Source organism: Pauljensenia sp. C0170B5 (assembly GCF_056590195.1).
Window position 1 is genome coordinate 176,994 of the sequence record NZ_JBWPVR010000001.1, and the last position, 23,034, is coordinate 200,027.

Below are 23,034 nucleotides of genomic sequence, written 5' to 3' on the forward strand. Positions count from 1 at the left end.
GTTCTTTTCAACAATCACGGTCAAATATCAGCCTTTAACTGCTCCTTCGGTCATTCCGGAAATGAAGCTGCGCTGCAGGGCGAGGAAGAGGATCACCATAGGCAACGCAACAAGAACCGCTCCGGCTGCCAGGAGCGTGGATCCGGTGGTGTACTGGCCCTGGAAGAATGCCAGACTCAACGGGGCGGTGCGCACCCTGCCGGTCGGTGACATGACCAGCGGGATCAGGAAGTCGTTCCACGTCCACATGAACGTCAGCACAATCTGAGTCACGATTGCGGGACGTGCCAGTGGAAGCAGGATCGACCACAGGATTCGGATGTCACCGGCGCCGTCAAGCCGGGCAGCCTCCAGGATGGATGGGTTAACTGAGCGGAAAAACGCGCGCATCCAGAATGTGCCGAATGCCAGTGACTGCGCAATCTGCGGCAGCGCCACCGCCCAGAGCGTGTCGGTGAGTCCGAGGGTGCGAAGATCGTAGAACAACGGCAGGATGATCGCTTCGGACGGCACCATGATGCCCAGGAGGAACACGTAGAACAGAACGTTGGAGCCAGGCGGGCGCAAAATGCCGAGCACGTAGCCGCTCATCAGTGAGAGCACCAGTGCCGACGTCACGACAACCACGGCGATCATCGCCGAGTTCTTCATGTACAGCGAGAACTTACCCTGGCTCCACGCTTTTGCAAAGTTCTCGATGTGTCCCCACGACGAGTCGTTGATTTTCTCTGAACTCAACGACAGGAACAGGACATACAGAATGGGGATCAGGGACTGCAGCGCAAAGAAGATCAACACGATGTAGCTGACGACTTTTTCAGCGGGAGAGGTTTTCATTGGTCCTTTTCCCCCCACAGGTTGATGGTCAGATTGATCAGGAAGATCACCAGTGTTAGTACGACCGCCAGTGACGAGGCCGTTCCCACCTGTCCGAGTCGGAACGCCTGGTTGTAGACCTCGTAGGACGGCACGGTTGTGGATGTGCCGGGGCCGCCCGATGTCGTCATGTAGACCAGATCGAATGTCTTCAGCGCTGCGATCACCGTCAGGGTCAGTGAGACGAGGATTTCACCACGCACGCTTGGAATAGTGACGGACCAGAAGCGGCGAAACCACCCAGCGCCGTCAAGCATGGCTGCCTCGTAGTATTCGCGCGGGATGCGCGCAATTCCGGACATGAGCAGGACGGTGACCAGGCCGGTGGACACCCATGTGCCGATCAGGCCCACGGCGATCAGCGCCGTCGAGTAGTCACCGAGCCACGGCCTGGCAAGTCCGCCCAGACCGATCGCCCGGAGCACACGGTTGAGCAGCCCGTCGGGCGCGTAAATTTCACGCCACGAAATGGCCAGCACCACCATGGCGATGACCTGTGGCAGGAAGACGACGGTTCGGAAAAATCCGAGCCCGCGCACGCTTGAGCGTGTCAGCAGTGTCGCCAGGACGAGGCCGATGATCAGTGGGAACACCGCGTAGAAAATGATGAGGACAAGAGCATGCCAAAAGGCGTCCAACAGCCTGGGGTCGGTGAATGTTGTGACGTAGTTGTTGAACCCTGCCCATGTTCCTACGCCCAGGCCATCCCACTTGTAGAACGACAGGGTGATGACGCGACCGATGGGGTACAGCATGAATGCGCCGTACACCAGCACTGGCAGTGCCAGCAGAGCAATCGACATGGCCCACCGTGACTGTGCGCGTGACCTGTTGCGTCCACGTGCGGGGCGTGAACTGGTGGCGGTCGCTGTCTGTGCACCGCCGGTGTGGTTGGTCATCGAAGCCTCCTCAATGTACACGCGAACGGATATAAAAAGCGGACGGGTCGCCCTCGTTGATCATGAAAGACGAACGAGGGCGACCGGCTGCATTATTGGTTGGTGAATTCGGTGTACGCCGTCTCCAGAGTGTCGACGAACTGGTCAGGGGTGATCTGCGAATCAAGCAGTCCCTGCAGTGCGTCACCAAGAACCTGATCGAAGGTCGGGGTGGCGTAGTCGAGGTACGGCAGAACGTTGCCGGAGTTCGTCAACGTGTCGAAGGCGTTCATGACATCGGCCACGACGCCCTTCTCGTTGGCGGCGTAGGTAGCCGTATCGTTGACGGGCACGTTTCCGGTTTCAGCCAGAACCTTCATCGCATCGGCGTTCGTCAGGAAGTCGATGTAGGCCGCAGCGACGTTGACATCCTTCGCGGCTGACGTGATGGCGAACGGCAATCCGGTGCCGCCGGTGGTCTGCGGCGCATCCATTCCTTCGGCCATTGGCGGCAGCATGAAGCCGACATCTTCACCCATCGCTTCGAGCAGGTCAGGTGCGAGCCATGAACCGGCAATCAGGTACACGCCCTTGCCGCCGGCGAAATCCTGCCAAGTGCTGTCGTAGTCAGCGCCGTTGAAGCCGTCGTTGAAGAAGCCGTTCTTGGCCCATTCCTGGATCTGCGTGGCGGCAGCAACGTTTTCCGGTGTCTTCCACGAAGCACCTGCGTTACCGAAGCCGAGCGAACGCACGGTATCTGCGTCCACATGTGCGCCCTGCACGACGCCGAAGACGTGCAGTCCCGGCCACTTCTCGACGTTACCGAGCATCAGCGGTGTTTCACCGGCTTCCTTGATGGTCGGCAGCTGGTCGGCCAGTTCCTGCCAGGTTGTGGGCTCCTTCAGGCCGAGGTCAGCGAGCTTGGCCTTCGAGTAGTAGATCCCCACTGATTCGCCGACCTGCGGCAGGCCGTAGACGCAGCCTTCACCGAACTTGGTGGCATCAGAGGAGTACGAAGAGTTCGCCAGGATGCCTTCAGCGAAGGTTTCGTTCCACTTGTAGGCCTCCACATACGGGTCGAGGCACTGGATCTGTCCAGCTTGGACGAACTGGCCCATCATGGAACGCGAGTTGTTGGCCTGCACAACGTCAGGCGCATCCGCGCCGGTCAGAGCCAGTCGCAGTGTGGTCTGCAGATCGTCAAAGGACTGGGAGTTGCGCTCGATGGTGATGTTCGGGTACTTCTCCATGAACGCTTTGTTGAGGCGCTCGATCTGTTCATTCTGGCCGCCGCGCACTTCCTGGTCCCACACCACAAGTGTCTGTTCGGGGGCGTTCGAAATATCGGTTGATACTTCGGATGCTGCCGTCGACTGGGAGCCGGAGTCGCCACTGGTCTGGCCTCCGTTTCCGCCGCTGGGAGCACACCCCGCCATCAGTGCCAGGCACGCCAGTCCGGCAACCATTGCCGAGCCGTGAGAAGAATACTTCATCGTGTTACATCCTTTCGGTCGTGTCATTTAAACGTTGAGTACATCAAGAAAAGTCAGGTCAAGTCCCTTGGTGAGGTCTCGCGAAAGGCTCGCGACCCAGTGGTGCAGGTCGGAGCCGGTCGGCGCGCTGGATGAGCCGCCGGGGAAGCGAACCGTGTAGTTACTGGCAGCGATTGCCAGGGAAACTGCGGCGCGCGGTTGGAGCCCCGCATGGTGAGCGAAGGTCAGGCCCGCTGAGAACACGTCTCCGGCTCCCGTCGGGTCAACAACAGGGATATCCAGGGCCGGGACCGTGAACAGGTCCGTTCCATCGCAGGCGACAGCTCCCCTCGGCCCGCAGGTGACAACCACCAGCGGCACCTTCTTCGACAGTGCCCGGGCTGCCTCCTCGACGCTGTCGGTGCGTGTGTACCGCATCGCTTCAGTCTCGTTGGGAGTGAACACATCGGTGACGTCAAGGCCGCGCAGATTGTTGATATCCCACTGCCCGCTTGGGTCCCAACCAACATCGCCCAGCACCCACACATCACCCCACTGAGCAATGCTGTCGTGGTTGGCGTTAATCGCATTCATGTCAGCGACGAGGGCGGCCGGGTGATCCCCCTGGATGACATCTGCCAACAGTGAGACGCTCTCCGAGCCATAGGTCACCATTGCCCGGTCACCGTTGAATGCCAGCGACGTCGTGACATTCTGGCGGTCACATCTGCTCGCCCACCTCAGGTCAATACCTTCACTGGTCAGGATGTCGGCCACCAGATGACCTGCTCGATCCTGGCCGATAGTGGCGACCAGGCGTGGACGGGAGGAATCGTCTGTGTCAGGCGCCTGAAGTAAACGCGCAATAGCGATGGCCTGGTTTGCTGCTCCACCTGCAGTGATGGCGCATCCTGATACCCATTGTTCTTCACCTGGGCGCGGGGGGCCTGCAAGTCCCGACATGACAACGTCAAGGAAGACAGGGCCAATGACGCAGGTTGATCCATCTGACGACACAGTGCCCACGGATGCCTCCTTGCCAATGTGGAACTGAACGTGATCTTGTTCTCATCACACTGTAGCGATATTTCGGCGCATTGTGCTTGCAAATGACCAATATTGCTCACAATTGAAAGAATTTCGTTATAATTGGCACTATGTTGGCTTATCAGCGTCGTGCCAGAATCCTTGACTTGGTACATGACCGCGGCAGTATGTCAGTATCCGATCTGGCACAGCACTTCGGCACCTCCGAGTCAACGATTCGGCGCGACCTGAACCGTCTGGATGAGCAAGGCGCACTGACGCGCGTGCGCGGCGGCGGAATTCACGGCGGTGTACCCAGCTTTAGAGCCCTGAGCGAATCCCCTCACGATACACAGGACCTGCCTTTTGCCACGGTTGCTATGCGATCAGCCGAAGAGAAGGATCGTATCGGCAGGTCAGCTGCAGCCCTCGTACCCGATCAGTCGGTCGTCCTCATCGACATCGGCACCACCGGCGTGATGGTGGCCCGCCATCTCAGGCATCGCGACGTGACCGTTGTCACTGCCTCCCTGGCTGTCGCAGACGAACTGCGAGGCGAATGTGAAGCAACGCTTGTCGTACTGGGTGGTGTGTTGCGAACAAACTACCTGTCACTGGTCGGCAGCCTCACTGAACATGCACTGGAGGCAATCAGAGCTGACATCGCATTCGTTGGCACCTCGGGTGTCCGCCATTCCGGCGCTTTGATGGATTCGACCGGAATGGAAGTGCCCATCAAGAAATCAATCATCGCGCATTCTGAACAAACCTTCGCCGTCGCGTCATCGGACAAGTTTCCGGGATCAGGCCTGCTGACCGTGTGCCATCTCAGTGACTTGACGGGTGTTGTGACGACCGCCGAAATATCCACCACCCCCTCACTGGCAGAGCTTGAGGGAACAAACACGAAAGTGATCAGCGCATGAAACTTGTAATTGCAGGCGGAGGCGGATTCCGCGTCCCGCAGATCATCGAAGTTCTTTCAGCAGCACGCGAGGGCAAGGGGCCTCATAGCGGCCTGAACGTCGACGAAGTGGCCCTCTATGACATCGATCAGCGCAGGCTCGACGTCATGATGGCGGTCATCCGCGGAATGGATTTCGCCCATCCACCGACACTGACCGCCTCCACCGACCTGCGCCAGGCCCTCACGGGAGCCAACTTCGTCTTCTCAGCCATACGAGTGGGCGGCACAGCCGGACGTGTCACTGACGAGCGTGTTGCGCTGGCCGAAGGAATCCTCGGACAGGAAACGGTCGGGGTGGGTGGCTATGCCTATGCGTTCCGTACACTGCCCATCGCGATGGAACTGGCTCGTGCAGTGCGCGAGGTGGCTCCCGATGCGTGGGTCATCAACTTTACGAATCCTGCCGGAATCATTACTCAGGCGATGCGGCGCGAACTGGGCTCCCGTGTGATTGGTATTTGCGATACGCCGATCGGACTGGTGCGCCGTGTCAGCGCGGCGGCAGGCATCGATCATCACTGGGTTGACCAGGACGATCCTCGTCTCACATTCGACTACGTGGGCCTGAACCACCTGGGGTGGCTGCGGTCGCTGGAACTGGACGGCACAGATCGTCTGCCTGACCTGTTGGCCGACGATGCCGCGTTGGATCACATCGAAGAGGCACGCACAATCGGTTTTGAGTGGGTGCGCGAACTGGGAATGTTGCCCAACGAATACCTCTTCTACTACTACCTCAACCGCGAATCAGTCGCCCGGATCAGGCAGGAAAAGGCTACACGCGGCGAATTCCTCGACAAGCAGCAAAGCGCTTTCTATGACGAAGCCGCCGGAGCGAGCGACCACGATGCCGCAGCCGCATGGACCAGGGTCCATGACGAGCGCGAAGCGACCTACATGGCCGAATCCCGTGATGAGGAAGACCGCGCCAACCGTCGTGACGAAGACATCGCCGCAGGTGGCTACCAGCAGGTCGCCTTCGATTTGATGAACTCGCTGACCACCGGCACACGCGCACGCATGATCCTGGGTGTGGGCAACTCGGATGCGGACGGTGATCTGATCGTGCCGCAATTGCGCGAAGACGCGGTGATTGAAGTGCCCTGTCGCGTCGACGCTGACGGAGTTCATCCGCAGCACGTGCGGCCTGTGACCGGTCCCGAACTCGGACTCATCACCACCGTCAAGGGGTGTGAGGAACTCGTGATCGAAGCGGCAACGCAGGGGGACAGCACCCTTGCATGGCGCGCAATGGCCAACCACCCATTGGTCGATTCCGTTGCCGTGGCACGCCGCGTGCTGGAGGGTTACATCGACCAAAGTCCCCAGATCGCGAAGGTTTTCGAATAAAGGAAAGAAGGCTCACACACCGGTAGACCTACACGTTAGGCAGTGTTTACCGGGTGGTTGAACTGCGTCATTAGCGTCAGTGAAGTCATAGTGATTTTTGCTGACTGATGGAGTACATACACATGTTTTCAGTTCGACCTCGTGCCCTCATTATGGGAGTGGCGGCAGCTCTGATGATGACGAGCGTGTGGAGCGGTGGCCCGGCACAGGCTGAGACCACCGCTCCGCCGCTCATGATCACGGAGATTGCGCCCGACAATACCGGCTCTGACGAATACGAATACTTCGAAATCCATAACACGACGGATGCGGCGATCAACCTTGCTGAACAGAAGTACTCTTTCGCTTACACTTACGCCGATTCCGATGACCGATCCCAGGACAAACAACTGACGGTTGACGACGCCAACCTGACCCTCAGCCCAGGCGAAACAATCATCATGTGGCTGTCCTACACGGCGAAGAACCTCGATTCCTTTGCTCGCACGGACGCAGATTTTCGCACCAACTGGTCCATGAGCAACACCGCCAGGATTGTGCGCATCACCGGCCAGGCAGGTATGGCCAATAAAGGTGAGCGCGGAATCCGGGTCCTCAAAGACGGGCAAATCGAATCGTGGTCGTACTACCCGGCCGGATCCGTTGGAGCCAACAAAGTCGCAGAATTCGCCGTATCAGACACCCAGTCGATGACGTTGCTGGCGTCGCAGGCCACTGCAACACCTGGCACTGTCCGCGACGAACAGTTCGTCCGCACCTCTCAGCCAGATCCGGGCGACCAGTCAGGTCAGCCAGACCCCGATGACCCCACGTCGGCACAGGACGCACCTGACACGGCAGCACCTCTGATGATCACCGAACTCGTACCCGACACAGATAACGTGTCCGGCTCAGATGGCTATGAGTTCATTGAGATTGCCAACACCACCGACCAGCCCATCGATTTCTCCAACTACACGCTCAGCTACCTGTACCCCGATTCGAAGAGCTCGGCACTGTGGCCCTCCACCCCTGACAACGTCGTGATCCAACCCGGAAAAACCCTGGTGTTCTGGATCAGGAACGGCAACAACAATGATCTGGGCGCAGCCGATTTCAACAAGCAGTGGGGTACGTCGCTGACTATGGGCCAGGACCTGGTGGAAATCTACTCAGGTGGCATGGCCAATGGTGGCGCTCGCGGCATGCAGATCCAGACGAATACCGGCACGGTCATTAACCGGGCCTACTACAACATGAACGGCAAAGAGGTCGAATACAACAAGGGATTCCATTTCTGCGTGAACACGGACGACCTCACCACACAGGGCCGCATTGGCACTCACCCGGCATCGCCGGGCACACTGATGGCTGCCCAGCTCCCCAGGCCCCTGGTCGCGCTGGCCGCAGACACGCAGGAACCGGCGCTGACAGATGCCACCCCATCCACAGTTCGCGCCGACCAGCCACTGACATTCGACTTCACCATCACGGACAACACCAGCGTCAAGACGGTGACACTGAACATGAAGTCAAGCGCCGATCAAGATTCGCGCGCGATCAACTTGACACATGACAGCGAAGACGTCACGCACTTCACCTTCGAGGTGCCTGCCGCTGACATGACCGGCAAACGCTGGTTCGACTACACGCTGACCTACACGGACGGAACCTTCACCAAAACCACCGCTCCCGTACGAGTTGCCATCCAGGGAGCAACCACTGACCCCTTGCGTATCAACCACGCCGACAATGACTGGGTGTCCGGCACCACCGACCTGATTGCGGCGACCGATGCCCCCTCGTCAATCACGATGACGATCGATGGCACGAACGTGCAGACGGAAGCCTCACTGGAAGGTGAGCCGGTCTTCGCCTTCGAAGCCACGCAGACTGACACGTTCTTCCGCAACGGCGTGCTGGCCCCCAATGGCGACATCCTGACGATTTTCGATGAGGGTACCTACAGCGAGATCAAGACCATTTCAACGCCCGTGCCCCTGGTCTACATGGACGGACAGGCCGTAACCGCCTCGATCTACGCGGGTACCAAAGCCAAACCCGGGATTGACGAGAACGAAAATAACGACGATTTCGATGTGCGTGCATTGCGACTGATCCTGCCGGACGGACGCACGCTCACCCCACGCGGATACTCCGATGCCACACAATGGCTGCGCATGGGCGATTCCACAGGCAAGCACGATTTCTTTGACGCGACGTTCGACATTCCTGACGACGCGTTCACCGGCGCTCGCCACGCGTGGGACACCACGACAGCAATAGACGGCACGCACACCATCACCGCGCAGGCAACAGTGGACGGCACCCAGCACAACGTCACACGTGTCCTGCGGGTCGACAACACGGCTCCGGTCATCGAGACACACATTGACGAGGGCGCCCTGCTCCAGGGTGACATCACCGTCAATCCCACCGCCACTGACAGTGGGATTGGACTGGATTCACTCAGCGCAACACTCGACGGCAAGGACATCACCCTTCCGCTGACCACCTCGTCGACGTCACTGCCGGCCGGCAACCATGAATTGACCGTCATTGCCGTGGACAAACTGGGGAACTCCGCAACTGTCACCACCCACTTCACGACGCCCGTGGAAGACCCCACGGTTGCAACCTTCACTCCTGGTGATGGTGCCCGTGTGGAAGCCGGCGATGTGGTACTGAGCGCCCACGTGGATGATGAAGCAGGCGACCAGGTCACCGCAAAATTCTACGAAGGTGAACGCGTGGACAACAGCACCATTCGCACCGCCTCCGGAACAGTGAATGACGCTGCCCAAGCTGAGCGTGAGTCAGCTCGTCCGCTCACCAGTGACGAGATCGAGCAGCTTGCCCAGGATGATGATGTGGTCAAACAGGTCACCTCAGATGATGCCTTCCCGTATGAACTGTTCGAGATTCCTGTCAGCGACAGCGACGCTGGCAGCACGGTGCGTGTGCACTGGTCCGGACAGGCTGAACGGAACGCTCAGGTGTCGATGCGCGTGCGCGCCGCTGACGGATCCTGGGATGAGGTCGACCGCCACATCACTGGCCCAGGCACGGATTCGGCCAGCACGCGCGCCGCGTCTGCAGCAGATGGTGCGTACGAAAAATTTGACCTGGACGCCCTCGTCAAGACAGATACGTATGCGCATGATGGTGTGATTACCGTGCTGATCCAGCATTCCGACGGGTGGGCCGGGAAGAACCTGACGACGCGTGAGTCCACCGTCACTCCCGCGCACGCCGACGACGAGGCGCGCTCCACGTACGATTTCACGCTCGCCTGGGAATCGGACACGCAGTACTACAACGAGCGCGACGACTACTACCCACATCAGCTCGCCATCCACCAGTACCTGCTGGATCAGCGGGCCAACATGAATATCCAGTACCTGTTCCACACAGGTGACATTATCGACGACTTCGACCAGCAGCATCAGTGGGACCGTGCCAATCCGGCGTATCGTACGCTCGATGAGGCGGGATTCCCTTATGGCGTTCTGGCAGGAAATCACGATGTTGGCCACCTTGCCAACGACTACTCGGAGTATTCGAAGAACTTCGGTGAGGCACGCTTCGCTGCTAACCCGTGGTACGGCGGCTCATATGAGGACAACCGCGGACACTTCGATCTGTTCTCCGCCGGAGGCATCGACTTCATTGCCGTCTACCAGGGCTGGGGACCAGGGGACGCGGAAATTGAATGGATGAATCAGGTGCTGGCCGCTCACCCGGACCGCATCGCAATCATCGACCTGCACGAATTCATGCTGACGACCGGTGGGCTCGGTCCGATCCCGCAGCGCATCCTTGATGAGGTCGTCGCCACGAACCCGAATGTGCGGATGGTGATGTCGGGGCACTACCACGATGCGTTCACCCGCACGGACAGCTTCGATGACGATGGGGACGGCGTAGCGGAGCGCACCGTGACATCGATGCTCTTCGACTACCAGGCACTTCCCGAGGGTGGCCAGGGCTACCTGCGCTTGCTGCATTTCGACAACGAAGGCCAGCGCATGATGGTACGCACGTATTCACCTTCCCTGCAGCGCTACAATTCCGATGATCAGGGGCTGTTGGGCAGCTCCGACAATCCGTATGAGTACCAGCATTTCGATGTCTCATATGCGCAGCTGGGAATCACACCTTCACAGCGCGTGCTCAGCACGGACACCTTCTCCGCGGACGTGCTGTCCACCCGACTCATTGGGACTGCCGAGGGTGTTGCCACACCTGGCACTGCCAGTGCGACGTGGAAAGATGTGCCGGTGGGGACACATAGCTGGTACGTGGTGGTCAGCGATGTCAACGGTGGTGAAGTGATCTCACCGGTATTGACGTTCACAGCGGTGCCTGTCGGTGAGCCGACCGAGCCGGGCACTCAGCCGACCGAGCCGGGAACCGATCAGAACCGCGGCCACGGTCAATCAGCGCAACCCGGTGCATCGCCAAACGTATCTGCGGGAGGGCGTCACCTGTCAGCCACCGGCGCTGATGGCGGTCTGCTCGCAGCGGTCAGCGTGATCGGCATGGCGGGCGCCGTGATGGTGGCGACGCGACGTCGCCGTCATACGCACTGACAGATAGGGATCTGGTCAGACTCCCCGCACTGCCATCTGGTGGTGTGGGGAGCCTGCCTATGACAGCAGCGGTGTCAGCCACTCGTCGATGAGTCGGTCGACCACCTGATTGAGGTCAGCGACCGTGCCCGTGTTCGCGATCCACACATCGCTCACCGCCCGTCGCTCAGCTTCACTGGCCTGAGAATCGATGCGCTCGCGGGCATCGTCAGCTGTCAGACCACGGCTCACGAGGCGTTCGACTCGGATCTGCACCGGAGCACCCACCATGATGACGACGTCAAAGGTGGATGCCAGGCCACCCTCGACCAACAGAGGAACGTCGTAGACAGCGAAGGTGCCGGGAGGTGCGCTGGCGAGTATGCGCGCCGACTCGCGAGCAATACGCGGATGAGTGAATGCCTCCAGGCGGGTGCGCCGCGCCGGATCAGAAAAAACGAGCTGTGCCAGCGCCGGACGATTCAACGAGCCGTCGGCGTTGAGAATGTCCGTGCCGAACGCCTGCGCGATGTTGTGCAGCGCGGGTGAACCGGGTGCGACGATCTCCCTGGCAATCTGGTCGGCATCTGCGACGGTGGCATGGTGGCGGGCAAAAACGTCCGCCACCGCCGACTTACCGGAACCGATTCCGCCGCTGATGCCGATACGTAGTGCGTCAGGCGGTTGCGTGATGCGACGCTCCGGTGTGCGGAGTGCCGTCGCGTGTGCCTCTCCGCACGTGATGACGTGACCTGCAGCGCTGGGTTTCATGCACTCAAGGGTAGTCACAAATCAATTGGTGACGGTCCCATGGCGAAGTCTTGACCAAAGTGTGTGAAGTCAGACACAATTAGTTGAGGCAAAGATGAGGGTTTGTCTCAAAGTGACGCGACGACACCACGTGAGCTTTCGGCTTGTTTCCAATGATGAAGACGAGTTCTTGATCATTTCGTGATAATTCGTGACCAAATTGTAGCTTCCACATGGTGAACTCTCAACGCTTTGAGGCAGATTGATCGATAGTGTCTGTGACATCTGGCATCCGTGTCCTGTGTATGTGACACAGCGGCCCAGAAGCACCTGCATAAAAATCAGGAGGCATCCCATGAGGATTAAGAGAACATGGCTGGCGGTTCCGGCCGCCCTCGCCCTTGCACTGACCGCATGCGGCGGCGGCAGCGGCGACCAATCAGGAAACGGTGGTGAAAGCGGTGCCGCAGCATCAGGCGGCATTGTCGAGGTCAACGGATCTGAACCTCAGAACCCGCTGATCCCTGCGAACACGAACGAAACGGGCGGTGGCCGTCTTCTTGACGTGCTGTTCGCCGGACTGACTTACTACGATGAGACAGGCGCAAGCCACATGGAAATGGCCGAGTCCATCGAAACTGACGACCATCAGACCTACACCGTCAAACTGAAGGAAGGCCTGAAGTTCTCTGACGGCTCCGATCTGAAGGCCAAGAACTTCGTTGAGGCATGGAAGCTCGGTGCAAAAGAGGCCATGCTCTCCGCTTACTTCTTCGCACCCATCGAAGGTGCCGATGAGGAAGGCAACGGCGATCTGACCGGCCTCGAGGTCGTGGACGACACCACCTTCACCATCAAGCTCAAGCAGCCGGAAGCTGACTTCGAACAGCGTCTGGGCTACTCAGCTTTCTACCCGCTGCCCGACTCTACTCTGGCTGATCCTAAAGCCGGCGGCGAGAACCCGGTCGGCAACGGCCCCTACATGGCTGACGGCGAAGGCGCATGGGTTCACAACGAAGGCTTCTCACTGGTCCCGAACCCCGAGTACAAGGGTGAGCGCACTCCGCAGAACGGTGGACTCCACTTCACCTTCTACGCCAAGCAGGACGCGGCCTACCAGGACCTCGTGGGCAACAACCTCGACGTGCTGGACGCCATCCCTGAAAACGCATTCCAGACCTACGAAAGCGAGCTCAACGGGCGCTCGGTGAACCAGCCTGCTGCTATCTTCCAGGCATTCACCATTCCGAACGACCTTGAGCACTTCACCGGTGAAGAAGGCAAGCTGCGTCGCCAGGCGATCTCCTACGCGATCAACCGTGAAGAAGTCACCGAGAAGATCTTCTCCGGTACCCGCACCCCTGCCAAGGACTTCACCTCACCAGTCGTTGACGGCTTCAACGACTCGATCCCCGGCAGCGAGGTTCTGACCTACGATGCCGACAAGGCGAAGGAACTGTGGGCACAGGCTGAGGCCATCGCTCCGTTCGAAGGCAAGTTCACCATTGCCTACAACTCTGACGGCGGTCACCAGGGTTGGGTTGACGCAACGGTCAACTCCATCAAGAACACCCTCGGAATCGAAGCGGAAGGCAACCCCTACCCGGACTTCAAGTCACTGCGTGACGACGTCACCAACGGCGCCATCAAGGGAGCCATGCGAGCCGGATGGCAGGCTGACTACCCCGGTAAGTACAACTTCCTGGCACCGATTTACGCCACCGGCGCAAGTGCGAACGACGGCAATTATTCGAACCCTGCATTCGATGAACTGCTGACCAAGTCCTCGGGCGCAAGCTCGCTGGAAGAGTCCAACAAGCTGCTGGATCAGGCCCAGGAGATCCTCTTCCAGGATCTGCCGGCAATCCCGCTGTGGTACTCGAACGTGGTCGCCGGCTGGTCGGAGAACGTGGACAACGTGAAATTCGACTGGCACAGCGTTCCGATGTACTACCTGATCACCAAGCAGTGATCTGCTCCGTATAGATCAGCACTACATAGTTCTGTGGCGACCAGGAATGCCCTGTTCGCCACAGAACTATGTTCACGTCCAACCGAGTGACCTGCACAAACATGTCTCTGATGTGATGGGTCATACAGTGCAAAAGTGACGCGAATGCCGCTCAAGAGTCGACTCGGCTCCCAAGACTAAAAGAATTAGTGATACGCTCACCAAGCGAAGCTTGCATATTTTGGCGTGAAGTTTGCACGATGTTGAACATTCGACGTTGGCAGGTCTCACGGCAAAAGGTGAGTGGCCGAAACGATCGCGAGGCGTCAGCTCCGTGATCCTGTAGCACACATGCACGCGATTCTGAGCAATCAGAGGGGCGAGCATGTCCTGTCCACCCCGAAGGAAATACCCAATGTCCCGATATATCGGACGACGGCTCCTCCAGATCATCCCGGTCTTCTTCGGAGCCACGTTCCTGATTTTCGCAATGGTGTACCTGATGCCTGGTGATCCCGTTGCCGCCCTGGGAGGCGACCGTGGCCTCAACCCGGAAGTACAGGCGCGTATCCGTGCGGAATACAACCTCGACAAGCCTTTGTACATGCAGTACCTGCTGTACCTCAAGGGCGTCTTCACTCTCGATTTCGGAACCACCTTCTCGGGTCGTCCAGTTGCCGAAGTAATGGCGGGAGCCTTCCCCATCACCATCAAGCTTGCAGTGATGGCGCTGCTTTTCGAAGCGATCCTCGGTGTGGGTTTCGGTGTCATCGCCGGCATGCGCCGAGGCGGCTTCTTCGACTCAACGGTTCTGGTTCTGTCCCTCGTGGTCATCTCAGTACCGACCTTCGTTATCGGCTTCGTACTCCAGTTCCTGGTCGGCGTGAAATGGGGCATCCTGCCACCGACGGTGGGCAGTAAGACTACGATCACCAATCTTTTGATGCCGGCGATAGTACTGGGCGCCCAATCGCTGGCTTACGTCTTGCGACTGACGCGCCAGTCAGTGTCTGAGCACACCGCGGCCGACTTCGTGCGCACTGCGCGGGCAAAAGGCCTGTCGAACGGACAGGTCATGCGCCGCCACATTCTGCGCAACTCACTGATCCCCGTCGTGACATTCCTCGGCGGTGACCTCGGCGCCCTCATGGGTGGCGCCATCATCACAGAAGGCATTTTCAACATCAACGGTGTAGGCGGCACGCTGTGGCAAGCAGTCATCAAGGGCGAGCCGGCAACGGTGGTGTCCTTCACGACTGTGCTCGTGCTTGTCTACATCATCGCGAACCTGATCGTTGACCTTCTGTACGCCTGGCTCGACCCGAGGATCCGCTATGAGTGAGAATCTGATTCCTTCCGCGTCCATTGAGCGCACTCGCCATGGACAACAGCACTACGTCTCTGAAATTGACGAGACCGGCCTGGGTGCCGTCGACGCCGTAGCTGACGATTCAGCACCCTCATCCATGTGGGGTGAAGCGTGGAAGCAGCTGCGCAAGCGCCCCATGTTCTGGGTGGCAGCCATCATCATCTTCATCGCGCTCCTCATGGCCTTCGTGCCGCAGCTGTTCACCTCACAGGACCCGCGTTTTTGCGAACTGGGCAATTCACTTGAACCAGCCGGTCCCGGGCACCCCTTCGGCTTCGAACGACAGGGCTGCGATATCTACGCGCGCGTCATCTACGGCGCTCGCGCCTCAGTGACGGTCGGTGTCTTCACGACCATCGCCGTCGTCCTGATCGGCGGATCGCTGGGCGCCCTCGCCGGATACCTCGGTGGCTGGGTTGACGCTGTGATCTCCCGCATTATCGACATCTTCTTCGCGGTTCCGCTGCTCCTTGCCGCAATCGTGTTCATGCAGATGTTCCGCGACAACCGCAATGTGTGGATGGTCGTCCTGGTGCTGGCATGCTTCGGGTGGACGCAGATTGCGCGCATCACCCGCGGCGCCGTCATGTCCACCAAGAACGAGGAATTCGTGACGGCAGCGCGCGCGACCGGCGCATCGAGCTGGCATATCGTGGTCAGCCACATCCTGCCGAACGCAATGGCACCGGTGATCGTCTACGCAACCGTGGCACTGGGAACATTCATCGTTGCCGAAGCCTCCCTGTCATTCATGGGTATCGGTCTGCCGTCGTCCGTGGTGTCCTGGGGTGGCGACATTTCGATGGCACAAGCATCCCTGCGCGTTCAGCCCATGGTTCTGTTCTACCCGGCTATCGCGCTGGCACTGACCGTTTTGAGCTTCATCATGATGGGCGACGCCGTGCGTGACGCCCTCGATCCGAAGGCGCGTAAGAAGTGACAACTCCACGTAATCCAGATCTGACACCTGACCCCGACGACCCCACGTTCGCCGCGTCGCGACCGGTCACACCCAACCCGGCCAGTTCCGACTCGGGTGACAACCGCTTTATGCCCGACGTTGACGAGGGTGACTCGACCGACGCTGAGCTGACAGACGAACGCCTCGAAAAGCTGGTTACCCGCACTGTCATGTCCGATGCGCCAGAAGTGGTCAATGAGCATTCACGAGACCAAGGCGACATCCACCCAGATGACGCTGAACCGCTGCTCAAGCTCAAAGACCTTGAAGTCACGTTCACCACGTCCACCGGCAAAGTTCCCGCCGTGCGCGGAGTCAACCTGACGATCTACCCCGGCCAGACCGTGGCAATTGTGGGTGAGTCCGGTTCCGGCAAGTCAACGACTGCCTCTGCGATCATCGGCCTGCTGCCCGGCACCGGTGAAGTCACAGGCGGAAGCATTGAATTTGACGGCAAGGACACCACGCATCTGTCCACTAAAGAGTGGGTGAAGCTGCGTGGATCCGGTATTGGTCTGGTCCCACAGGACCCGATGACGAACCTCAACCCTGTGACCCGTATCGGTAAGCAGGTCGGTGAGGCTCTGCGGGCCAACAACGTGGTCCCCACCTCGCAGGTGGGTCAGCGCGTGGCAGACCTGCTTGAAGAGGCCGGACTTGCCGGTGGCGGCAAGAGGACCAAGCAGTTCCCACACGAATTTTCCGGCGGTATGCGCCAGCGCGTCCTGATCGCGATCGGTCTGGCTGCCCGCCCGAAGCTGCTCATTGCCGACGAACCGACCTCCGCGTTGGATGTGACAGTTCAGCGCCGCATCCTTGACCACCTGGGCACAATGACTCGTGAGCTGGGCACAGCCGTCCTGTTCATTACTCACGACCTTGGCCTGGCGGCTGAACGCGCCGAGCAGCTGGTCGTCATGCACCGCGGACGTATCGTGGAATCCGGGCCCGCGCTGGAGATCCTGCAGCATCCGCAGCATCCGTACACGAAGCGACTGGTGTCGGCGGCCCCCTCGCTCGCATCGGCACGTATCGAGTCCGCCCACGCCCGCGGCGTGAAAGTGACGGACGAAGAACTCACCGGTACAGGAGCAGGTGCGTCCTCCACCGAGGAGATCGTGCGCGTCGAACATCTGACGAAAGTCTTTGACGTGCGCGGTGCGCGCGGCGAAGCCAAGGAACTGCGCGCCGTTGACGACGTCACGTTCGGATTGCGCAAGGGCACAACCCTGGCATTGGTGGGTGAATCCGGTTCCGGTAAGTCCACTGTGGCCAACATGGTGCTCAACTTGCTCACTCCCACCGAAGGCAAGGTGTTCTTCAAAGGGCAGGACACGTCGCAATTCTCATCCAAAGAGCTGTTTGAGTTGCGCCGCAAGCTCCAGGTTGTCTTCCAGAATCCCTATGGGTCACTGGACCCGATGTACTCGATCTTCCGCATTATCGAGGAACCACTGAAGGTTCATAAGATCGGAAACAAGAAGGAGCGCATCGCACGGGCCCAGGAACTGCTTGACCTGGTCGCTCTGCCGCGCTCGGTCATGCGGCGCTATCCGAACGAACTGTCCGGTGGGCAGCGTCAGCGCGTCGCCGTGGCCCGCGCCCTGGCACTGAAGCCCGAAGTGATTGTGCTGGACGAGGCTGTCTCTGCCCTCGACGTGCTGGTGCAGAACCAGATTCTGCACCTGCTTAATGACCTGCAGGCACAGTTCTCGCTGTCCTACTTGTTCATCACGCACGACCTGGCGGTGGTGCGTCAGATCGCTGATGACGTGGTGGTGATGGAGCACGGCAAGCTCGTCGAGGCGGCACCGTCCGACGAACTGTTCGATCACCCCAAGCAGGACTACACGCGCGAGCTGATCGACGCAGTGCCGGGACGAGCCATCCAGCTCAACCTGTAGGAACCCCTCAGCGACAAACTCTGTCGGCAAGTGCCAGGGCCGCATAGCGACGCCTGGACCGGATCATCACTGCCGGAGGAAGCTAGGGCGGCGGCCTCACAATTGCAGCGACCGCACTGAACCACCGGGTTTCGCAGCCATGCCGGACGTACCGTTCCTGTGCCACTTCGAACGCGCCGCTGGCATGACGGGACAGGAACCCTACGAGGAAATTTTCCGCTACCTGTCGATCATGCGCCACAAGGTGGCCACGGTGTTCACCACGCTGTCCAACTTCGACGCAGTGAACCTGGCGAAGAGAGTCACTGTCGGCACGCCGGCTCTGTTTTCAACAGGGGAGATGGATATGACCTGCCCACCTTCGACCGTGTTTGCGGCGCGAAACTGGTGGGGCAGGACTGACGCATCGCAGACCGGGGACGCCCCCGAAATCGTCGTCTACCCCTTCAATCAGCACGAAGGTGGCCAGATAGTGAAGGGAGCAAGCAGCTCACGTGGCTGCGCGCACTGCTCGACGAGTCATCGTCACCGAGCTCGCCACGCTAGCCGCCTACCGGCCCTCATCCAGCGGCGGATGGGGCTGAGTCAGGACGGCGTGAACAGGTCGCCCAGTCACCAGGTCTCCCTCGTCAACAAAACCTTCCTCACGACCTTCGAGTTCGGCAATGAGGTAGCCGCGCGCTTTCTTCAACGCTGACTCGTAGTGCGGATCTGAAGCAAGGTTGTGAAGCTCGTGCGGGTCGTCTGCCAGGTCGAAAAGCTGTTCGGTGCCCCACGATGAGTACCACACATACTTGAAATGCTCGTAGACAATCCATTGCAGTGACTGGCCGAATAACGTGTGCTCACCGTGGATGTAGGTGCGCCACGACGCATCCTGTCCACGCAGGAACGGTGCCAGTGACCGCCCATCCACGCCCTCAGGCACGGGTACGCCAGCCAGATCCAACAAGGTGGGCATCAGATCGCGAAGTTCGGTCAGCTGGTCGACGCGCGCTCCTGCAGGGATGCCGGGACCTCTCACGAGGAATGGCACGTGAGCGGACCCTTCGTAGGGGTATCCCTTGCGCCACAGATGGTGGTCGCCCATCATGTCGCCGTGATCGGAAATAAAGACCACATACGTGTTGGAGTCAACGCCGAATTCAAACAGAGCCTGCAGGAATCGTGACACCTGAGTGTCGATATGGGTCATATGTCCGAAGTAACCGGCACGCGCGCGATGCACGGACCGCGGATGATAGACGGCTGCAAGTGCTGTCGGATCCCAGGCGCGCTGCTCATCTTCCATGAGCTCATCAGCCCAGTCGCCCACGGGAGGATCAGTCAGCTCGGCCGAATCGTACTGCTCGAACGCCCATGCAGGCGGGTCGAGGGGCGCGTGCGGGCGGTGGAAGGACAGGTACAGGAAGAATGGACAGTCAGGATCGCGCCGGTACATCCAGCGGATCGCCTCACTGACAACCCAGTTCGTCGGATGGAGACGTTCTGCCTTGTCCCACGGACGGGCAACGATGGAATTGCATTCCAGGCCGGAATCAATGTAATCCTCGACAGCGTTTGCGCCCTCCTGGTCGCGCAGCCACGGCAGATAGTCGTCGTACCACGCTACATCGCGTGTGCGATCGCGTGAGACATGAAGGTAGCCGTCGTGCAACTGGACGTCGTCAAATCCGATTCGCGTGCGTTCGGGCCAGTAGTGCATTTTCCCGATCGCCTGCGTCTGGTAACCGGCCTCTTTCAGACACTGCGGCAAGGTGGGAGCCACGTCGAATGTGACGCCGTCCTGGTAGCCGACGCGTCGGTGCGACTGAGGACTCATGCCCGTCATGAGTGACATGCGCGCCGGCACGCATGTTGGAGCCGCGGAATACGTACGCGACATCTGCGCGCCCATCCCAGCCAAACGGTCCAGGTAGGGGGTCTGAACATCCGGATGGCCCAGACTGGAGAGGCAGTCACCCCGCCACTGATCGACACAAATCAGGACGATATTGGGACGCGAATCCTTTTGATCAGTCATTTGATTCGTGCTGCGAGTGAGTGGAGAGTGCCCGGCCGGCTTCCTGCTGAACACTGATGGCCGCCTGGTAGCGGGTCAGGAAGCGCTCGAAACCTTCTTCATCGCGGGCGACAGGATCAATGACCGAGGATTCGGTGTCGGCAAAGACGCGTTCGGCAAGATAGTCCGGCAGGGACTGAGCATCCCCATTGGCACGGTCTGCGCGGAACTTCGCCAGGATTGCGATGCCCCATGCTCCACCTTCGGCGGCGCTCTTTCCAACCGCAACGGGCACACCCAAAGCGCCAGCCATCAACTGCTGCGCGACGATCGGTGTCTTGAACAGGCCACCGTGAGCGAACAAGCGGTCCACCTGGACACCCTCGTCCTCAGTCAGAATGTTCATGCCCAGGCGCAGCACGGCGAACGGCGTCATGAGCTGTGTGCGCATGAAGTTTGCCAGGTTGAATGTGGAGGCAGGCGGGTTGACGAACATGGGTCGACCGGTTTCCACGCCGACGATCGGTTCGCCGGACAGGAAGTTGAAGGCGACCAGGCCGCCGCCGTCGGGATCGCCGGTCAGGCCATGCTCGTACAGCAGGTCGTAAACGCGTGGCTTGGGAATATCGACGCCGGCAATTTCAGCGAACTCGCGGAAGATCTTCACCCACGCATCCAGCTCACTGGAACCGTTGTTGGAGTGCACCATCGCAACCGGGGAGCCGTCGGGCGTTGTGACAGGGTCAAGCTCAATGTGCACCTTCTTCAGGGCTTTCTCAAGGACGACCATCGCGAAGATGGACGTGCCGGCCGAAACGTTACCAGTGCGCGGCGCGACAGCGTTCGTTGCCACCATGCCGGTGCCTGCATCGCCTTCAGGAGGACACATCGCGATTCCTGCTTCGAGGTTACCGCTGGGGTCGAGGAAGCGTGCGCCCTCGGCGGTAAGTTCACCTGCATCGTCGCCCGCTGCCAGAACTGTGGGCAGCAGGTCTGCAACGTCCCACTGGAAGCCTTTTTCTGCGACGAGGTCGCGGAACTGCTGCAGTCGCTCCTGGTCATAGTCAACGGTGGTGGAATCGATGGGGAACATGCCCGAGGCGTCGCCCACGCCCAGCACGTGACGACCCGTGAGACGTTCGTGGACGTAGCACGCGAGGGTCTGAATCTTCGCTACGTCCGTGACGTGCGGTTCCTCGTTGAGAATCGACTGGTACAGATGAGCAATCGACCAGCGCAGCGGAATGTTGAAGTCGAACAGTTCAGTGAGCTTTTCGCTGGCAGGCCCCGTGTTTGTGTTGCGCCACGTCCGGAACGGCACCAGCTGTTTGCCATCGGCATCGAAGGCCAGGTAGCCATGCATCATGGCGGAAATGCCGATCGCGCCGACGCGAGTCAGCGTGACGTCGAATTCCTTCTTCACGGTGTCGGCTAGCGCGCGGTAGGCGGTCTGCACGCCTCGTTCCACGTCGGCCAGCCCATAGGACCACAATCCGTCAACCAGCTTGTTTTCCCATTCGAATCCACCCTGGGCAATCACCTGGAAGTGTGAGTCGATAAGAACAGCTTTAATGCGGGTGGAACCCAGTTCAATTCCCAGCGCCGTGTGTGCAGCGTCAATATCTGCGCGTTGTTGTTCGTGCGAAGATTGTGCTTCCTGATCTGTCAAAGTCACGTCATACTCCCAGTTCCGACAGTCGTCATCGTGTCGAATCTTCATTAGTCGTCAGGGTCATCCCTGTGCGAATTCCTCACCAGTGTACGTTATTGCGCGAACATTGAAAGTCTGATTGACCACTTGGTGTTAACGTGATCATCGCGGCAGTGGTTCGCAGATGCACACGCAGTGGGCCATACTGAAGACGAACAAACTGCTCAGAGCGGGAAAAGAATGAAGGCAGTCCAATGGTGAACACGCACATATCAGAAACTCCTATCGCACCACAGCAGATCGATCGCCCGTGGGCACCGGACCCTGACCGATACAGTGGGCCAGGTGCGCACTACCGGCGCTGCGGTGCATCTGGACTGGACTTGCCTGCCATCTCACTGGGTCTGTGGCATAACTTCGGTGATGACCACCCCATCAGTGTGCAGCGGGAGATTATTCGCACGGCCTTCGATCTGGGGATCACCCACTTCGACCTCGCCAATAACTACGGCGTACCGTATGGCTCTGCCGAAAAGAATTTCGGATACCACATGGACCACGACCTGCGCCCCTACCGCGACGAACTGGTCATCTCCACCAAGGCCGGCTACGACATGTGGGACGGTCCCTACGGGAAAGGCGGCGGTGGTCGCAAATACGTTCTCGCCTCCCTGGATCAGTCACTGCGCCGCATGCGTCTGGACTACGTGGACATCTTCTACTCACACTGCTTCGATCCGACCACGCCGCTGGAGGAAACGATCGGCGCCCTTGATCAGGCTGTGCGCTCGGGTAAGGCTCTGTACGCCGGCATCTCGTCGTATTCCCCGGCCGACACCGAACGCGCCGTTGCCCTGGCAGCGGAGGTACACCTGCCGCTGATCGTCCATCAGCCCCGCTATTCCATGCTGGATCGTTCGGTCGAATCCGGCCTCATGGACACCTGCGGTGAAAAGGGACTCGGCATGGCCGTCTTTTCGCCCCTTGCTCAGGGCCTCCTGACCGACAAGTATTTGGGTGACGAGGGTGTCCCTGTCGGATCGCGTATGCGTGAACAACGCTTCCTCCACACCGATGTACTGACCGAGGATCGAGTCAGCCATCTGCGGGCTTTGAATGAGCTGGCTTCCCAGCGTGGACAGTCACTGGCGCAGATGGCACTCGCATGGTTGCTCAAAGATGAGCGCATCACCACGGTTCTGGTCGGTGCCTCATCGGCTGCTCAGTTGGCTGATTCGGTGAGCGCCCTCGACAATGCGGCATTCAGTGAGGACGAACTGGCACTCATTGACGAACACTCGCGCCAGGCATCGCTGGACAACTAGGA

At 59.6% G+C, this 23,034-nt stretch carries 15 protein-coding genes and 1 pseudogene; 9 read left to right on the forward strand and 7 right to left on the reverse strand.

Translation table 11 applies throughout. The features are described 5' to 3' along the window. Nucleotides 1–27 precede the first annotated feature (27 nt). From AC1EJZ_RS00780 to AC1EJZ_RS00795, 4 genes are all read right to left on the reverse strand, one after another. Entirely contained in the window at nucleotides 28–837 is an 810-nt protein-coding gene (locus AC1EJZ_RS00780; protein WP_070725436.1) for a carbohydrate ABC transporter permease, read from the reverse strand. After that, a complete protein-coding gene (locus AC1EJZ_RS00785) occupies nucleotides 834–1,775 on the reverse strand; it encodes a carbohydrate ABC transporter permease (protein WP_058237930.1) in 942 nt (313 codons plus the stop codon). The genes AC1EJZ_RS00780 and AC1EJZ_RS00785 overlap by 4 nt, the downstream gene beginning before the upstream one ends. A gap of 92 nt (nucleotides 1,776–1,867) precedes the next feature. Beyond that, nucleotides 1,868–3,247 carry an ABC transporter substrate-binding protein gene (locus AC1EJZ_RS00790; RefSeq protein ID WP_193599957.1) on the reverse strand — a complete coding sequence of 460 codons (1,380 nt, stop codon included), beginning with the start codon at nucleotides 3,245–3,247 and terminating at the stop codon, nucleotides 1,868–1,870. Nucleotides 3,248–3,274: 27 nt separating this feature from the next. Continuing rightward, nucleotides 3,275–4,252: a carbohydrate kinase family protein gene (locus AC1EJZ_RS00795; RefSeq protein ID WP_480293777.1), complete on the reverse strand. Its 978-nt coding sequence runs from the start codon at nucleotides 4,250–4,252 to the stop codon at nucleotides 3,275–3,277. A gap of 131 nt (nucleotides 4,253–4,383) precedes the next feature. Here AC1EJZ_RS00795 and AC1EJZ_RS00800 point away from each other — a divergent pair, with 131 nt between their 5' ends. From AC1EJZ_RS00800 to AC1EJZ_RS00810, 3 genes are all read left to right on the forward strand, one after another. Then, nucleotides 4,384–5,178 carry a DeoR/GlpR family DNA-binding transcription regulator gene (locus tag AC1EJZ_RS00800; protein ID WP_058237542.1) on the forward strand — a complete coding sequence of 265 codons (795 nt, stop codon included), beginning with the start codon at nucleotides 4,384–4,386 and terminating at the stop codon, nucleotides 5,176–5,178. After that, nucleotides 5,175–6,569, forward strand: a complete 1,395-nt coding sequence (locus AC1EJZ_RS00805; RefSeq protein WP_480293778.1) for a family 4 glycosyl hydrolase — start codon at nucleotides 5,175–5,177, stop codon at nucleotides 6,567–6,569. Before AC1EJZ_RS00800 ends, AC1EJZ_RS00805 begins: the two co-directional genes overlap by 4 nt. 122 nt (nucleotides 6,570–6,691) lie before the next feature. Then, nucleotides 6,692–11,140 carry a lamin tail domain-containing protein gene (locus tag AC1EJZ_RS00810; protein WP_480293779.1) on the forward strand — a complete coding sequence of 1,483 codons (4,449 nt, stop codon included), beginning with the start codon at nucleotides 6,692–6,694 and terminating at the stop codon, nucleotides 11,138–11,140. 57 nt (nucleotides 11,141–11,197) lie between these two features. On the opposite strand, the gene coaE is transcribed toward AC1EJZ_RS00810, so the two are convergent. Further along, nucleotides 11,198–11,890, reverse strand: coding sequence for a dephospho-CoA kinase (coaE, locus tag AC1EJZ_RS00815; RefSeq protein ID WP_082628622.1), 693 nt, complete (start codon nucleotides 11,888–11,890; stop codon nucleotides 11,198–11,200). A 334-nt stretch (nucleotides 11,891–12,224) separates the two neighbouring features. Here coaE and AC1EJZ_RS00820 point away from each other — a divergent pair, with 334 nt between their 5' ends. The 5 genes and pseudogenes from AC1EJZ_RS00820 to AC1EJZ_RS00840 form a co-directional block, all read left to right on the forward strand. Continuing rightward, nucleotides 12,225–13,841, forward strand: coding sequence for a peptide ABC transporter substrate-binding protein (locus AC1EJZ_RS00820; RefSeq protein WP_058237539.1), 1,617 nt, complete (start codon nucleotides 12,225–12,227; stop codon nucleotides 13,839–13,841). A gap of 394 nt (nucleotides 13,842–14,235) precedes the next feature. After that, the gene (locus tag AC1EJZ_RS00825) at nucleotides 14,236–15,162 is read left to right on the forward strand and encodes an ABC transporter permease (protein ID WP_058237538.1); all 927 of its coding nucleotides are present in this window, start codon (nucleotides 14,236–14,238) and stop codon (nucleotides 15,160–15,162) included. Next, nucleotides 15,155–16,129: an ABC transporter permease gene (locus AC1EJZ_RS00830; protein WP_058237537.1), complete on the forward strand. Its 975-nt coding sequence runs from the start codon at nucleotides 15,155–15,157 to the stop codon at nucleotides 16,127–16,129. Before AC1EJZ_RS00825 ends, AC1EJZ_RS00830 begins: the two co-directional genes overlap by 8 nt. Before the next feature lie 191 nt (nucleotides 16,130–16,320). Continuing rightward, complete coding sequence (locus AC1EJZ_RS00835) at nucleotides 16,321–18,054, forward strand: dipeptide ABC transporter ATP-binding protein (protein ID WP_058237928.1); 1,734 nt, start codon at nucleotides 16,321–16,323, stop codon at nucleotides 18,052–18,054. Nucleotides 18,055–18,193: 139 nt separating this feature from the next. Next, nucleotides 18,194–18,511: pseudogene (locus AC1EJZ_RS00840) on the forward strand (acetylxylan esterase); the annotation flags it as partial. 93 nt (nucleotides 18,512–18,604) lie between these two features. Here AC1EJZ_RS00840 and AC1EJZ_RS00845 read toward each other — a convergent pair. Beyond that, complete coding sequence (locus tag AC1EJZ_RS00845; RefSeq protein WP_058237536.1) at nucleotides 18,605–20,077, reverse strand: arylsulfatase; 1,473 nt, start codon at nucleotides 20,075–20,077, stop codon at nucleotides 18,605–18,607. After that, nucleotides 20,070–21,731 (reverse strand): xylulokinase, encoded by a 1,662-nt coding sequence (locus AC1EJZ_RS00850; protein ID WP_480289080.1) that lies wholly within the window; start codon nucleotides 21,729–21,731, stop codon nucleotides 20,070–20,072. The genes AC1EJZ_RS00845 and AC1EJZ_RS00850 overlap by 8 nt, the downstream gene beginning before the upstream one ends. Nucleotides 21,732–21,961: 230 nt before the next feature. Here AC1EJZ_RS00850 and mgrA point away from each other — a divergent pair, with 230 nt between their 5' ends. After that, on the forward strand, nucleotides 21,962–23,032 hold the full coding sequence (mgrA, locus tag AC1EJZ_RS00855; protein ID WP_083314349.1) for an L-glyceraldehyde 3-phosphate reductase: 1,071 nt from the start codon (nucleotides 21,962–21,964) through the stop codon (nucleotides 23,030–23,032). Nucleotides 23,033–23,034: the final 2 nt, after the last annotated feature.

Bases quoted from the DNA above. Each gene is read 5' to 3' on its own strand.
- AC1EJZ_RS00820 (WP_058237539.1), top strand. From the start codon at position 12,225: ATGAGGATTAAGAGAACATGGCTGGCGGTTCCGGCCGCCCTCGCCCTT.
- AC1EJZ_RS00790 (WP_193599957.1), bottom strand. From the start codon at position 3,247: ATGAAGTATTCTTCTCACGGCTCGGCAATGGTTGCCGGACTGGCGTGC.
- AC1EJZ_RS00810 (WP_480293779.1), top strand. From the start codon at position 6,692: ATGTTTTCAGTTCGACCTCGTGCCCTCATTATGGGAGTGGCGGCAGCT.
- AC1EJZ_RS00835 (WP_058237928.1), top strand. From the start codon at position 16,321: ATGTCCGATGCGCCAGAAGTGGTCAATGAGCATTCACGAGACCAAGGC.
- AC1EJZ_RS00780 (WP_070725436.1), bottom strand. From the start codon at position 837: ATGAAAACCTCTCCCGCTGAAAAAGTCGTCAGCTACATCGTGTTGATC.
- mgrA (WP_083314349.1), top strand. From the start codon at position 21,962: ATGGTGAACACGCACATATCAGAAACTCCTATCGCACCACAGCAGATC.
- AC1EJZ_RS00830 (WP_058237537.1), top strand. From the start codon at position 15,155: ATGAGTGAGAATCTGATTCCTTCCGCGTCCATTGAGCGCACTCGCCAT.
- AC1EJZ_RS00825 (WP_058237538.1), top strand. From the start codon at position 14,236: ATGTCCCGATATATCGGACGACGGCTCCTCCAGATCATCCCGGTCTTC.
- AC1EJZ_RS00785 (WP_058237930.1), bottom strand. From the start codon at position 1,775: ATGACCAACCACACCGGCGGTGCACAGACAGCGACCGCCACCAGTTCA.
- AC1EJZ_RS00800 (WP_058237542.1), top strand. From the start codon at position 4,384: ATGTTGGCTTATCAGCGTCGTGCCAGAATCCTTGACTTGGTACATGAC.
- coaE (WP_082628622.1), bottom strand. From the start codon at position 11,890: ATGAAACCCAGCGCTGCAGGTCACGTCATCACGTGCGGAGAGGCACAC.
- AC1EJZ_RS00845 (WP_058237536.1), bottom strand. From the start codon at position 20,077: ATGACTGATCAAAAGGATTCGCGTCCCAATATCGTCCTGATTTGTGTC.
- AC1EJZ_RS00805 (WP_480293778.1), top strand. From the start codon at position 5,175: ATGAAACTTGTAATTGCAGGCGGAGGCGGATTCCGCGTCCCGCAGATC.